At 62.6% G+C, this 13,640-nt stretch carries 12 protein-coding genes and 2 tRNA genes; 4 read left to right on the top strand and 10 right to left on the bottom strand.

Annotated features, from left to right (window positions below):
* The first annotated feature begins 67 nt into the window (after positions 1–67).
* Both ACPS74_RS12575 and ACPS74_RS12570 read left to right on the top strand, forming a co-directional pair.
* Complete coding sequence (locus ACPS74_RS12575; protein WP_083481290.1) at positions 68–802, top strand: 2Fe-2S iron-sulfur cluster-binding protein; 735 nt, start codon at positions 68–70, stop codon at positions 800–802.
* Positions 780–2,021 (top strand): DUF2252 family protein, encoded by a 1,242-nt coding sequence (locus tag ACPS74_RS12570; RefSeq protein ID WP_083481289.1) that lies wholly within the window; start codon positions 780–782, stop codon positions 2,019–2,021. Before ACPS74_RS12575 ends, ACPS74_RS12570 begins: the two co-directional genes overlap by 23 nt.
* 169 nt (positions 2,022–2,190) lie before the next feature.
* On the opposite strand, the gene ACPS74_RS12565 is transcribed toward ACPS74_RS12570, so the two are convergent.
* The 8 genes from ACPS74_RS12565 to ACPS74_RS12530 form a co-directional block, all read right to left on the bottom strand.
* Positions 2,191–2,586 carry a cupin domain-containing protein gene (locus ACPS74_RS12565; protein WP_029648358.1) on the bottom strand — a complete coding sequence of 132 codons (396 nt, stop codon included), beginning with the start codon at positions 2,584–2,586 and terminating at the stop codon, positions 2,191–2,193.
* Positions 2,587–2,736: 150 nt separating this feature from the next.
* Positions 2,737–2,955 (bottom strand): hypothetical protein, encoded by a 219-nt coding sequence (locus ACPS74_RS12560; protein ID WP_036241234.1) that lies wholly within the window; start codon positions 2,953–2,955, stop codon positions 2,737–2,739.
* A gap of 705 nt (positions 2,956–3,660) precedes the next feature.
* Positions 3,661–3,912, bottom strand: coding sequence for a hypothetical protein (locus tag ACPS74_RS12555; RefSeq protein ID WP_083481291.1), 252 nt, complete (start codon positions 3,910–3,912; stop codon positions 3,661–3,663).
* A gap of 657 nt (positions 3,913–4,569) precedes the next feature.
* A tRNA-Gln gene (locus tag ACPS74_RS12550) sits at positions 4,570–4,644 on the bottom strand.
* Positions 4,645–4,875: 231 nt separating this feature from the next.
* On the bottom strand, positions 4,876–5,556 hold the full coding sequence (gene rpe / locus ACPS74_RS12545; protein WP_029648379.1) for a ribulose-phosphate 3-epimerase: 681 nt from the start codon (positions 5,554–5,556) through the stop codon (positions 4,876–4,878).
* A gap of 4 nt (positions 5,557–5,560) precedes the next feature.
* Positions 5,561–6,643 carry a class II fructose-bisphosphate aldolase gene (gene fba / locus ACPS74_RS12540; RefSeq protein WP_029648380.1) on the bottom strand — a complete coding sequence of 361 codons (1,083 nt, stop codon included), beginning with the start codon at positions 6,641–6,643 and terminating at the stop codon, positions 5,561–5,563.
* 18 nt (positions 6,644–6,661) lie between these two features.
* Positions 6,662–8,680, bottom strand: coding sequence for a transketolase (gene tkt, locus ACPS74_RS12535; protein ID WP_029648382.1), 2,019 nt, complete (start codon positions 8,678–8,680; stop codon positions 6,662–6,664).
* A complete protein-coding gene (locus ACPS74_RS12530; RefSeq protein ID WP_029648383.1) occupies positions 8,677–9,552 on the bottom strand; it encodes a phosphoribulokinase in 876 nt (291 codons plus the stop codon). Before ACPS74_RS12530 ends, tkt begins: the two co-directional genes overlap by 4 nt.
* A gap of 262 nt (positions 9,553–9,814) precedes the next feature.
* Between ACPS74_RS12530 and ACPS74_RS12525 the strand changes: the two genes are divergently transcribed.
* Together ACPS74_RS12525 and ACPS74_RS12520 are read left to right on the top strand one after the other, a co-directional pair.
* Positions 9,815–9,891: transfer RNA gene (locus tag ACPS74_RS12525), tRNA-Met, on the top strand.
* A gap of 234 nt (positions 9,892–10,125) precedes the next feature.
* Entirely contained in the window at positions 10,126–10,863 is a 738-nt protein-coding gene (locus ACPS74_RS12520) for a YkgJ family cysteine cluster protein (protein WP_029648384.1), read from the top strand.
* A gap of 67 nt (positions 10,864–10,930) precedes the next feature.
* On the opposite strand, the gene ACPS74_RS12515 is transcribed toward ACPS74_RS12520, so the two are convergent.
* The gene (locus ACPS74_RS12515) at positions 10,931–12,331 is read right to left on the bottom strand and encodes an ABC transporter ATP-binding protein (RefSeq protein ID WP_029648385.1); all 1,401 of its coding nucleotides are present in this window, start codon (positions 12,329–12,331) and stop codon (positions 10,931–10,933) included.
* Entirely contained in the window at positions 12,328–13,635 is a 1,308-nt protein-coding gene (locus tag ACPS74_RS12510; RefSeq protein WP_029648386.1) for an ABC transporter permease, read from the bottom strand. Before ACPS74_RS12510 ends, ACPS74_RS12515 begins: the two co-directional genes overlap by 4 nt.
* Positions 13,636–13,640: the final 5 nt, after the last annotated feature.

The following is a 13,640-nucleotide window of genomic DNA, read 5'->3' as shown; positions in this document are numbered from 1 at the left end:
CTCTTGAAGTGGGTTGTGACCTCTTGAAGGAACAAGAAAAGGCAGCTTTGGATTGGCGAGGCAGCGAATGTGGTCTGAACTGCGCGAACTGAAAGACGAGATCGATTTTGGCACCCCGCCACGAGATGGATCGCCCGTAACGCTTGATATTGACGACGTGACCGTCACGGTTCCGGCCGGCAGTTCAATCATGCTTGCCGCCGCGAAAGCGGGCCGCGCAATCCCGAAACTCTGCGCCACCGATATGCTCGAGCCCTTTGGCAGCTGTCGCGTCTGTCTCGTAGAGATCGAAGGCCGCGGCGGGTTCCCGGCTAGCTGCACCACGCCGGTGGTCGAGGGCATGAAGGTCAAGACCCAGACCGAAACGCTGCAGCGCCTGCGCAAGGGCGTTCTGGAGCTTTACCTTTCCGACTTCCCCGAAAGCGAGATGGTGGAGGGGTGGAGCGAACTCCACGAAACGCTGAAGGTCGAAGGGGTCGCATCCCATCCGTACGGCAAGGGCGGCGCCAATCACTTCGACGCGCCCGTCGACGCCTCCAACCCCTACTTCCTGTTCGATCCCGCCAAGTGCATCGTCTGCAGCCGATGCGTGCGCGCCTGCGCCGAGGTGCAGGGGACCTTCGCGATCACGATCGCCGGCAGAAGCTTCGAATCCAAAGTCGTCGCAAGCCAGGATCAGCCGTTCTTCGAATCGGAATGCGTGAGTTGCGGCGCCTGCGTGCAGGCCTGCCCGAGCCATGCGCTGGTCGAGAAGAGCCTCTTCGAGGGAGAGTACAAACATGCCGAACCCGCTGAAGCCTGAGAAATCGGTCGTCACGACCTGCGCCTATTGCGGCGTTGGCTGCGGCTTCAAGGCCGAGACGCGCGCGGGCAAGATCGTGCGCATGACGCCATGGAAAGAAGGCAAGGCGAACCATGGCCACAGCTGCATCAAGGGCCGATTCGCCTACGACTATTACATTGCGCCGGACCGCGTCCGCACGCCGCTGATCCGCGCCTCGATCGACGACCCGTGGAAGCCCGCGAGCTGGCAGGAGGCGTTCGACTACGCCGCCAGCGAGTTCAAGCGCATCCAGGCCAAATATGGCGTGAAGTCGGTCGGCGCCGTTTCCAGCTCGGGCCGCTCGAACTTCGGGACGTGGCGCGACGCCGAAGGTCGTTTGGTGTGGGGCGTGAATGATTTCGATGAGGCGGCGGTCGTTCCATATCCACTTGACCTTGTCCGACTTGCGACAAGCGTGCGGCTCGCTCCGGGCGTGGCGTTCAGCAACCACGACGCCGCCAGCGCGATTGCCGCTGGGTACCGGAAAGGTCTGAACCAACCGAGGCCAACGCTGCTCGATGAGAATGCAGCCTGGATGCTGCCGTTCGTGGCCTGCACCGACGAAGAGCGGGAGAAATTCTGGGGCGAGGTTAGGAAGTATCCGGCGGCTATCCCGCCGGATGAGGTCAAGAGCGCTCTTCGTTCGAGTCTCCCCACGGATGCCGTCGTCGAGAGGTTCGCGTCTCGTAGAAAGGGCAGTGGAGGATTGGGGCGACAACGCTTCGTGGCGGTCTCGGACTGGCGCGGCGGGAGCGTCATACGGGAGGCGAAGGCGCTGGCGCCGTCAGCATGGGAATGGGCCCATGGCGCAGGCGGGCGACCGTCTTCTTTTCTCGATATTGCTACAGGCAAATATCGATCGCCTGATCCCTTCCTTCGCGTCCATGACGGTTTCATCTTACGGCGGATTGCGGCTGATTCCCGAAAGATTGACCTCGGCGATAACGCAGGCGCCAAGTTGAACCTCCAATTGCTTGAGGCCATGGGCTTCGACCTCGGCGCAATCCACGCCGCCAGCGAAGAGCAAACGCCAGCCATTCGCAATGATCTCGACGCGCGTCCGGTCGATTGGCTGCACCGCGCTGCTAAAGTTGCAACCGAAAGTGTGAAAGAGGATTATGCCGCATGGGCAAAGCTGATCCCGTCAATGATTGCCGCTTTTCGCGACTTCCTTAATGTGGACCATAACGCCAAGTAGAGCGATGAAGGACGAACACGTCCGCGCGCGACATCAAAATCCTTGACCTGATTTTTTGCGCTCGTGTCTGCCGAGCGTTTGCGGTGGCCGCAGTCAGGTTCGTGCCGGCGGCCGATGCTCGACGCAGGCAAAAAGGGAAGATCGGTTTGCCGCGCACAACCTAGAGCGGCTACTCCGTCGTCTTGCCATCGAAGTGCTCGTCACCAGCTTCGGCCTCCGCCTTAGTAGCGCGGACGACGCCGTCCCGGTGATCCGGCGGGCCATAGATCGTATAGAGCTTCAAGGACTTTTCACCCGTGTTTATGACGTTGTGGCGCGCGCCTGCGGGCACGATGATCGCATCGTCGCTCTTAATCTTCGTACGGACTCCGTCAATCAGCACTTCGCCCTTGCCTTTTTCGACCCGAAAAAACTGGTCGTGGTCCGAGTGGACTTCCTCTCCGATTTCCTCCCCGGGTTTTAGAGCCATCAGCACCAATTGAAGGTGCTTGCCCGTATAGAGAACGCGCCGAAAGTCCTTGTTCTCCTCGGTTAGTTCCTCAATGTCTTCGACAAAGCCCTTCATGGCGATATCCTCACTGGTGATCGGCAGCTAAGCAGCATCAAGATTAGCCGTTGAATATGACAGAGCCAGCGTCACGCGCATTGCGAAAAAACAATTTGCTGCTGCTCAATCCAAGGATGGGTGTCGAGGTCGTCCGTCATCAAACACGAATCAAGTCGATTGCTTTTGCACGTCATGGATCAGATGACTGAGAGACGGCTCGTCGAGGTCGTGCAGAACATCTGCCAGTCTCTCATCGTCAGACCGCCCCGGAGCGAATCCGGCCCCATAGGTCTGACGCAATGTGGATATAAGCGTATTGCCATGTTTCTTGCTGATTCTGCCGTTCTTGTCTCGATGGCGGCCGTCGAGTCCCGGTTGCTTTGTCATGACCGTTTCGTCGGGTGGATGGGAAAATGCGTCATCACGATTCATCGGGGAATTGATTTTTTCAAAAACGGCCGCGGGCTCTTCGACAGGCGCGGCGCCCCCCGCGGCTTCGGCCTCCGCTTCCGCCTTTGCCTCGGCGTAGAGATCCTCGGCGGCTTCGGCGATTTCGCCGCCCTGTATCCGCGCCTCGTGCATTGCCGCCAGCGCGGCTTTCAGCGCGGCTTTCGCGGCCGGACGTGCGCGTCGCGCTATGTGCGGGCCCAATAGCGCGACGCCCGCCGCGCCTACTACAGCTCCGAGCGCCATGCGCGCCAACGGTGACGACATGATCGTTTCTCCTCTCGAACCCTCGCGGACAATGAAGGTTTAGTGGATTTTGGCGCAACCGCACTAAAGTTTAACCCATCTTGGCTCGCTTGCGCGCGCGGGAAATGTTAGCGGCGACGTGAAGTTCTTTCCGCTGGAAAGCGATTCATCGACGCGATCCGCGTCCATGCTCAAGATGACGAAGCAAAGCGTTGATGACGAGGCGATCTCGGAAGTGCGGCGCCCGGAAGAATTTCCTTGATGCGTATCAGATAGTCGATTCCTCGCACGCCTTCCGGAGGCGCGCGCCCTTACTCCCAACGACCTGGGTTAGGAGACATGTGAACCAGCACTCGAGCGATTGCAGCTGGGCGAGCACATGTCGTACGAACAGATCGCTTAGGTAGGAATGATCAAGTGTATTGATTTCGCTTCGCCAATCTTGGGCCATGGCACTTTGATGCCGGCGGCCGTCAGGAACATCTGCGCCACATAAAGAACAATGAACGCCCCGACCAAAACGACGAGCACGTTAACAACTGTTCGAAATGGCTCCGCGAGAGGAATGATGCGGAGCAAGGTTGTCGCGGCCCACCAAAAAACCCCGATGATGATGACGAGAAAGATGAGTCCTATCAATGTTTCGATCATTGTGGCGTCCACCAAGCCGACACTGCCCAAATGGCGGCCGACCTTGCGAAAAATATGGGCCTATCAGACGTTTCGGACAAGGCCGAGCTTTTCAATGATCCGTTGGCGGCGACTTGGCGTGTCATCGCCACCTCTGGACCGCTCTGCTCGATTAGGAGCGCTGTGAGATGCTCCCCCGCCAATTTTCTGCTACCGCCTCGCCGATCATATTGAAGGCGAGGTCGCGGGCTTGGCCGCCTGCGCTGCGCGTTTGCTTGACCAAAGCCTCGGCAGGACGGATCTGGATTAAAACTTCAGGCCATTCGGTGCGGATTCGGACGGCTATTTTATTTTTGATTGTATTGGTTGCGACGCCGCGCCGGCGCCGTCGGACATTTCCGATCCGTCAGATCACGACGAAGCGATCTACTTTGTCATGACGATCCGGCCCAACGCGAGCGAACCAGTCTGCGCGCAAAGCGAACCCGTCTCAGGTGGCGTCCGTCGAAAAAACCCGGACACTGAAAAATCGCCGACTGAGGCTGCGCCTGGAATCACGCCGTCGAGAACGGGATTTCCGACGCAAGAAAGTCTCTGAGCCGTCGCTCCTCGCGCAAATGCCCCGGAATCCCGGCCTTTTCCCGAAGCACGCGTCCGGTCTCAACTTCCGGGAATGCTTGGCTGGGGCGGGAGGATTCGAACCTCCGCATGGCGGAATCAAAATCCGCTGCCTTACCACTTGGCGACGCCCCAATGCGCAGGTGAGGCGATAGCGCGCCCCGCCGCGACAATCAACTGCCGGGCGGCGCGGCGAAGCCGCTCACACGCGTTCCAGTCGACCCGTTCGCTGTGCCCTGTCATTCCCGGCAGGCCTAAAGCCTGACCGGGGATCCAGAGCCGATTCATGAGCGCTGGTTTTGTTCTGGATTCCCGATCACGCTTCGCGCGTCGGGAATGACGGGCGTGGTTCAGACGGAAATTCGATCACACCGAGATCGCGCCGGCGCTCGCCGCGGCGCGCCGCAGCTCCGCGATATTGTCGGCATAACAGAGCTGCCCGCCGCGGAAGGCGGCCGAGCCCGCGACGAGAACGTCGCCGCCGGCTTCGACGATCTGCGGCGCCGTCAGCGGCGTCACGCCGCCGTCGACTTCCAGCCGGATCGCGCGCCGTCCGATCATCTCGCGTATGGCGCGAATCTTATCGAGCTGCGAGGGGATGAAGCTCTGGCCGCCAAAACCCGGATTGACGCTCATCACCAGGATGAGATCGATATCGTCGAGCACATATTGCAGCGCGCTCTCATGCGTCGCCGGATTGAGCGACACGCCGGCTTTCTTGCCGAGCGCGCGGATCGCCTGCAGCGAGCGATGCAGATGCGGGCCGTTCTCGGCGTGGACGGTGATGACGTCGGCGCCACTTTCCGCGAAAGCGGCGATATAAGGGTCGACCGGCGAAATCATCAGATGCACGTCGAGCGTCAGGGTCGTCACTGGCCGCAGCGCGGCGATGACGCCGGGCCCGAAGGTGATGTTGGGCACGAAATGCCCGTCCATGACGTCGAGGTGGATCCAGTCGGCGCCGGCGTCGGCCATCGCGCGCGTCTCCTCTCCCAGCCGCGCGAAGTCGGCCGAGAGAATCGAAGGCGCGATGACGACGCCGGTCATGGCGCTACTCCGCCGCCTTCTTGCTCGCGAACTGCGGATCGAGCGCGCCGCTGGCGTAGCGCTTGGCCATTTCGGAGAGCGGGATCGGCTTGATCTTCGAGGCCTGGCCCGCCGTGCCGAACTCCTCGTAGCGCTGCTTGCAGACGGCGCGCATCGCCTCCATCGCGGGCTTCAAATATTTGCGCGGATCGAATTCGCCCTTGTTCTTGCCGAGAACGTCACGGATCGCGGCCGTCATGGCGATGCGGTTGTCGGTGTCGATGTTGATCTTGCGCACGCCATATTTGATCCCGCGCTGAATCTCGGCGACCGGCACGCCCCAGGTCTGCGGCATCTCGCCGCCCGCGGCGTTGAAGGCGTCCTGCAAATCCTGCGGCACCGACGACGAGCCATGCATCACGAGATGCGTGCTGGGCAGGCGGCGATGGATTTCCTCGACGACCTTCATCGCCAGAATGGCGCCGTCGGGCTTGCGCGAGAATTTGTAGGCGCCATGCGACGTGCCCATCGCGATCGCCAGCGCGTCGACCTTGGTGCGGGCGACAAAATCCTCGGCCTGCGCCGGATCGGTGAGAAGCTGGTCGTGCGAAAGCTTGCCTTCGGCGCCGTGCCCGTCTTCCTTTTCGCCCATGCCGCTCTCGAGCGAACCGAGCACGCCGAGTTCGCCTTCGACGGAGGCGCCGACCCAATGCGCCATGTCGACGACGCTGCGGGTGACGCGCACATTGTAATCGTAATCGGCGGGGGTCTTGCCGTCGGCCTTGAGCGAACCGTCCATCATCACCGAGGTGAAGCCGAAGCGGATGGCGCTGGCGCAGGTCGCCTCGGCGTTGCCATGGTCGAGATGCATGACGAGCGGGATGTCCGGCCAGATCGCGGCGAGCGCCTCGATCATCTTGGCGAGCATGATGTCGTTCGCGTAGCTGCGCGCGCCGCGCGAGGCCTGGATGATGACCGGCGCTTCAACGGACGCCGCCGCCTCCATGACGGCGAGGCCCTGCTCCATATTATTGATATTGAACGCCGGAACGCCGTAGTCGTGCTCGGCGGCGTGATCGAGCAGTTGCCGCAGGGTGATGAGAGCCATTGTCGCCTCCGCTGTCTCTTACGTCTTAACTAGCGTACGGGCCGCATCAGCCACAGCCTCGGCCGTGACGCCGAAATGCTTATACAGCTCGCCGGCCGGCGCGCTTGCGCCAAAGCCGCTCATGCCGATGAAGGCGCCGCGCTCGCCGATCCAGCGGTCCCAGCCAAGCCGAACCGCCGCCTCGACCGCTACGCGCGGGGCGCCGCCCAGCACCCCGGCGCGATAGGCCTCGGGCTGAGCCTCGAAAAGCTCCCAGCAGGGCATAGAGACCACGGCGGCCTTCAATCCTTGCGTGTCCAGAATGTCGGCGGCCGCGAGGGCGATTTCAACCTCGGATCCCGTGGCGAGCAGCGTGACGTCGCGCTTTCCGCCAGCTTCACGCAGCACATAGGCGCCCTTGGCGGAAAGGTTTTCAGCGATGGGTCGCTCAAGCGTCGGCAAATTCTGCCGCGACAGGCTCAAGACCGACGGCGTGTGGAGGCTGGCCAGCGCCAGCTCCCAGCATTCGGCGGTCTCGATCGCGTCCGCGGGGCGGAAGACATTGAGGTTTGGCATGGCGCGCAGCGCCGCCAGATGTTCGACCGGCTGATGCGTCGGCCCGTCCTCGCCAAGGCCGATCGAATCATGGGTGAGCACATAGATGACGCGCAGGCCCATGAGCGCCGAAAGGCGGATCGCGCCGCGGGCGTAATCGGAGAACACCAGGAAGGTGCCGCCGTAGGGCGCGAAGCCGCCATGCAGCGCGATGCCGTTCATCGCCGCCGCCATGCCGAATTCGCGCACGCCGTAGTGGATGTAGCGGCCGGAAAAATTGTCCGGCGCGACCTCGCCCATGCCCTTGGTGATGGTGAAGTTCGAATGCGTCAGGTCGGCCGAGCCGCCGATCGTCGCCTGCGTCGCGGCGTTGATGACGCCGAGCGCCATTTCCGAGGATTTGCGCGTGGCGATTTTCGGCTTTTCGGCGGCGAGCGTGGCGCGGAACTCGGCGAGCGGCGTGGCGATTTCCGCCGCGAGGTCGGCTTTCATAAACGCGTCGAAGGCGGCGCCTTTGGGCGACGCGGCGCGTCGCGCCTCCCATGCTTCGCGCGCCTTTGCGCCGCGCCGTCCCGCCGCGCGCCAGGACTCCAGCACGTCGTCGGGCAGTTCGAAGGGCGCATGCGGCCAGGAGAGCGCCTCTCGCGTCCCGTCGATCTCCGCCGCGCCGAGCGGCGCGCCGTGGCAGCTTTCCTTGCCCTGCTTGGTCGGCGCGCCATAGCCGATCAGCGTGCGGCAGCCGATGAGCGAAGGCCGCGGATCGGCCTGCGCCGCGGCGATCGCCTGCGCGACCGCCTCGGGATCGTGGCCGTCGACATGGGCGACATGCCAGCCGGCGGCGGCGAAACGCGCGATCTGATCGGTTGAGGTCGCAAGGCTCGTCGGGCCGTCGATGGAGATCGAGTTGTCGTCCCAGAAGAGGATGAGCTTTGAGAGCTTCAAATGTCCGGCGAGGTCGATCGCCTCATGGCTGACGCCTTCCATCAGGCAGCCGTCGCCCGCGATCACATAGGTGAAATGATCGACGAGATCATCGCCGAAGCGCGCCGCCGAGAGGCGCTCGGCGATCGCCATGCCGACCGCGGTCGCGAGTCCCTGGCCGAGCGGACCGGTGGTGGTCTCGATGCCGGCGGCGTGGCCATATTCGGGATGGCCCGCCGTCGGCGAACCAAGCTGGCGGAAGTTTTCGAGCTCCTTGCGGCCCATGCCCGGATAGCCGAGCAGGTAGAGCAGCGCGTAAAGCAGCATCGACCCGTGGCCGGCGGACAGCACGAAACGGTCGCGGTCCTGCCAGTCCGGCCGAGCGGCGTCAAACGTCATGAAGCGCTGGAAAAGCACGGTCGCGACGTCGGCCATGCCCATGGGCATGCCGGGATGTCCGGATTTCGCCTTTTCGACCGCGTCCATCGCCAAGGCGCGAATGGCGTTGGCGTAGCGCGTCGGATCGGATTTTGCGCCGGCCGCCGAAGTTTCCTTGGCCGCCGTCAATATAGTGTCGTTCACGTCACGCCTTTCCTGCGTCTGACCAGTTCGAGGATCCTTGGAGTAAGGATCAGCTGCATCGCGAGATCAAGCTTATTGCCCGGAATTACGATGGAATTGGCGCGTGACATCCAGCTTCCCGCGATCATCGACACGAGATAGGGGAAGTCCACCCCTCGCGGATCGCGAAATCGGATGACGACGATCGATTCGTCGGGCGTCGGAATCGACCGGGCGACGAAAGGATTCGAAGTGTCGACCGTCGGCGCGCGCTGAAAATTTATGTCCGTTTCCGAGAACTGGGGACAGATATAATGCACGTAATCATGCATGCGCCGCAGAATCGTCTCGGTGACGGCCTCGGTCGTATAACCGCGCGAATGCCGATCGCGATGCAGCTTCTGCGTCCATTCGAGATTGATGACCGGCACGACGCCGATCTTGAGATCCGCGTAGCGCGCGACATTGACGTCGTCGGTGACGACCGCGCCGTGCAGCCCTTCATAAAACAGAACATCGGTATTGGCCGGCAGTTCTTCCCAATCGGTGAACGTGCCAGGCGGCACGCCGAGCCTCGCCCCCTCGTTTTCATCATGCGCGTAATGGCGGTAGCGGCCGGAGCCCGTCTCGCCATATTCGCGAAATAGCGTCTCGAGCTCGGGCAGCAGATTGGCTTGGGGCCCAAAATGGCTGAAATTTTGGTTGCCGACCCCATGCGCCTCGGTGAGCTTGGCCTTCATCTCCCCGCGATCATAGCGATGGAAACTGTCGCCTTCGACATAGGCGACCTCGATGCGCTCGCGGCGGAAAATCTGCTCGAACGTCGCCTTGACGGAGCTCGTGCCGGCGCCGGACGAGCCGGTGATGGAGATGATCGGATGTCTGACCGACATAGGCGCGCGACCCGGACCCTTCGAGCAAGGCGAACTGGGCGGCCTGCGGCGGGCCGGCCGACCGCGGGGGCTCCGCCGGCTTGTCGCACGCCGCGCGGGCAAAGGAAAGGCTTCCGCTCCGCGACCTGCGCGGGTGAGGCCGCCGATGCGGCGCTACAACCATGGTGACGCAAGCCCCCCACGCGCCGGGATTCGCAGCCTTGACTTGCGCGGGGACGCCGACCTATATCGCAAATTCTTCCAGACCGCTTAAGCGGCTCGGGGCGGAGTAGCTCAGTCGGCTAGAGCAGAGGAATCATAATCCTTGTGTCGGGGGTTCGAGTCCCTCCTCCGCTACCATCTTACCCCCATCCGCATGTCGGGGCAGAATCGCGAATGACGCCGGAGGCCGACGATCCTCTCCGGTTTCAGGCTCCTCTTCCGACCCGCCAATCCGCGCAACGTTCTTCACCAGCACGATGCTTCGCAGGTAGGTAATCGCGGTCTAGGAGTTGGAGCTCGCAAACGAAGTCGGCGTGAGCAAAGCCAGCGCTGCGCCGATCGTCTCTACTGGCTTAGCGGTGGGAAAAGCGGATGAGCGGAGATATCAGCCCTTCCGCCTTCTTCAAGGCCGCGTCAAACGCCTTCAGCGAGACGATAGGCTCGCGCGGGGCGCGCCCGGAGCTGGTCGCGCTGCTCTGCGCGCAAGCTTTTGACAGCTTCACGCAAAACGTCGCCCTTCAGGCGACAGGCGCGCCAGCGCTCGCCTGTCAGGGAGAATGCGCGGCCTGTTGCCGCCTTCGCGTCGTCGCGACGGCGCCGGAAATATTCCTGCTCGCGCGATTCATTTCCGTCAACGCCGCCGCCTTTCGGGAGCGCGGCATAATGCTCGGAAAGCGCATCGCCGACGCCGATCAGGCCGTTGGCGGGCTGTCCGAAGAACAGCGACTGGCCGCCCAGCATGCCTGCCCGCTGATCGAAGGCGAATTATGCCTCGCCTATAAAATTCGGCCGCTTGCTTGCCGCGGTCATGCGGCGTTCGACAAGGCGTTATGCCTTGCGGCGGTGAGAGGCGAAGCCGTTGAAGCGCCGATCTCCACGCCGCATCTCGTTGTCCGCAGCCTCGTTCAGAACGCCCTGATGGCGGCGCTGCGGCGCGCCGGACTGGCGTGGGGACTCTACGAAGTCAACAGAGCGCTTAATTGCGCGCTCTCCGCGCCACATGCGCTCGAACAATGGATGTCAGGCGAAGACCCTTTGACGGACGCGCGAATTCCCGACTTCGACCTTATCGAAGCAGCGGCGATTTTGGACGCCGCCGCCACCGCGTAGAGCGAGGATTGCGATTGCGTTCGCCAACCTCACGGAGAGAGTGGAGCGGCGGCGCTAAGGCGCGACTTCAGTGCGGCGGCATCCAGATCCAGAGCGGAGGCGGCCCGGGAAATCGGACATCCTTTGCGATCGTAGCGTCGTCGACATTGTCCGGTTTCAGATAGACATAATAATTATCGACGCGCTGAAATAACTCATGGGTGGGCGTACTCTCGGGACTGACAAGCATGTTGTTGCTGAAGCGCACATGCATGTAGTGGGGCAATAATTCGGTGAATTTCGCGAGGCGGGCCTCCAAGATGAAGCGGTAGAGCTGCCGCCCTGTGACTTTCAGCACGGCGGCGGTCGCGTCGTCGATCGGCGTGAGCGGCGCTTCCTGCCAGCCGGCTCCCACCTGCACGAAACCCTGCACGCTCGGCGACATGACGTAAATCGGTTGTTCGGCTTTTGTGTTCTCGAGATAAATCGACACCTCGTAACGGCCGACGCCGAGCTGCGTAATCGACGCGATGTCGCTCTGCAGGGTGGAGGTCGCAAGTTCTTCGAGCGCGGCGAGTCGCTGCCGACTGGCGTCAAGTCCATACTGTTGGTAGCGCGCCACGCCGTAATTTGCCGCAGACGCAATGACGAACAACAGCGCTGCAGCGGCGAAGATGCGTCCCGCTGTCGCCCACAGCGTCTTGCCGAGTTTTTCGAAATCGCGCGCGCCGTCTGCATCGGCGCCGACCGGCGCGGGCGTTTTTTGCGCGGTCGGTTCGGCGCGCCGGATCGGCGTAGCGACGAAGGCGCGCGGTTCGCCGCTCGGAAGGAGAATTCCTTGCCGCATCTCGAACATGCGATCAGCGCGTTGCGCCAGCGCATGGTTATGCGTGACGAGCGCCATGGCGAAATTTTCTTCTCGTCGCAAATTGTCGAGCAGCGCGAAGATCTCTTCTTCCGTCTCCTCGTCGAGGTCGCCTGTCGGTTCGTCCCCAAGAAGTAATTGCGGCTCATTGATCAAAGCCCGAGCGATGACGACGCGACGCTGCTCGCCGCCGGACATCTGTCCTGGGAAGCTTGTCATCCGATCGCTCAGGCCGACGCGGGCAAGAAGGCCTTGCGCGCGCGCATAGGCGTATTCTGGCGTCACGTTCCTCCCGAGTAGCGCCGGCAAGGCGACATTGTCGATGGCCCGAAGATTGGGAAGGAGGCTCTGGAACTGAAAGACGAAACCGATGCGCTCCCGCCTGACATCGGCAAGCTGCGCCTCGGGGAGATCCCAGATCTCGTCCCCCGCCAGTTGAACCCCGCCCGCGGTCGGCGCCGTCAGCCCGCCGACCATGGCGAGCAGCGTCGATTTACCAGAGCCGGAACGTCCGACGATCGAAACGAACTCGCCTGCGCCAACGATCAAATCGGCAGAGATCACCGCGTCCACGCCAGGATCGCCGCCGTAATGCTTCCGCAAACCCTTGGCGGAAAGGATCATCGTGCGCTTTCCATCTGAATCATCGCATAGGGTTCGAGACGCCGTGTCCGCCAAGCGGCGACGAAAGCCCCTCCCACGCCGATCGCGACGCCGCAGAGCGCGGCGACGCCCGCGGCGATCCATATGACTCCGGCAGGCGGGGCCTCGAAGGGCACGCCGAGAGACGAGAAATAAAAGCCGAGAGAACGGGCAAAAACGAAGATCAGCGAGAAACCCGCGCCGATGCCTAACAGGCCGCCAATGCCTGTGATGAGACCCGCCTCGATCAGGGTGATCGATATGATCTGCGCCGGCCGTGCGCCCATGGCCCGCAGCACGCCGATTTCGCGATAGCGCTCTTGGACGATGGCGGAAAACAACAACGACACGAGAAAGAATATCGCCAGCATCAGCAAGCCAGCAAAAATCGCCACGCCCCAGAAGAGACTGCCCAGCGATTGGCGCGCCGCGGTGAAGATCGGATTGCCCGTGACGATTTTGATTGCCGGGATCTGTCCAATGGCGAAACGCGCTTGCTCCGTCGAGGCGCCGGCCGACAGTTGCAGGAGAAATGCAGAGACACGATCCTGCGCGATTGGCGGAAGGCATTCGGCCCGTCCTGCGGCGTGATCATGATGCGTCGCGTCGGCACCTTCTGAAGGCGAAGACGCGGGCGGATGAACAGGGGCGTTCGCAGGGCGCGCCCGGATCGCGGCGGCGACAAGTTCGTCGAGCGCGGAAAAGGTGATGAAATAAGATTCGTCAAAGGGACCCACGCCCGTTCGACCCAATCGTCCCGTCACGACCAGCGACCGACCGCAAATCGTCAGGGCTTCGCCGGTCTTCAGCGCGACCCGCTCCCCAACAAGCAGGCCTCCTGTGGCGGCCACGGGTTTCTCCCCCGGGGGCAGCCAAGATTCGACGGTGAAATCGGTCGCCTGATCATAGGCGATTAGATTGATCGCGCGCCCCTCGACGCTCGCGCGGATGAGACGCTGCGCGGCGACCTTCGCCACGCCGGGAACGCCTCTGAGCTTCTCGCCCAGAGCGGCGTCCAGATCGAGATCCGTCGGCTGTATCGTGAGCAACGTGCTGGTGATGTTCACCAGGGCGCCATGCGGCACGACAAGGAGATCGGCGCCCATTCGCGAAAAGGTCGTCAGGATTCCTTCCCGCAGCGACCAGCCGGTGACGAAGCCGGAGAACACAACCCCGACGGCGATCGTCACCGCCAAGCCGAGCAACACACTCCGCAGCAGCCGACGTCCGACGTTCTGAGCGCCGAGCCGCACCAGCAGGAAGCGCGAGCGATGGCGTTTCGTCATGAGTG

It is taken from the genome of Methylocystis sp. SB2 (genome assembly GCF_049817085.1).
GTDB classification, from domain to species: domain Bacteria; phylum Pseudomonadota; class Alphaproteobacteria; order Rhizobiales; family Beijerinckiaceae; genus Methylocystis; species Methylocystis rosea.
The sequence above is the reverse complement of the archived record's forward strand: the minus strand, read 5'-3'. Positions and strand labels throughout refer to the sequence as shown.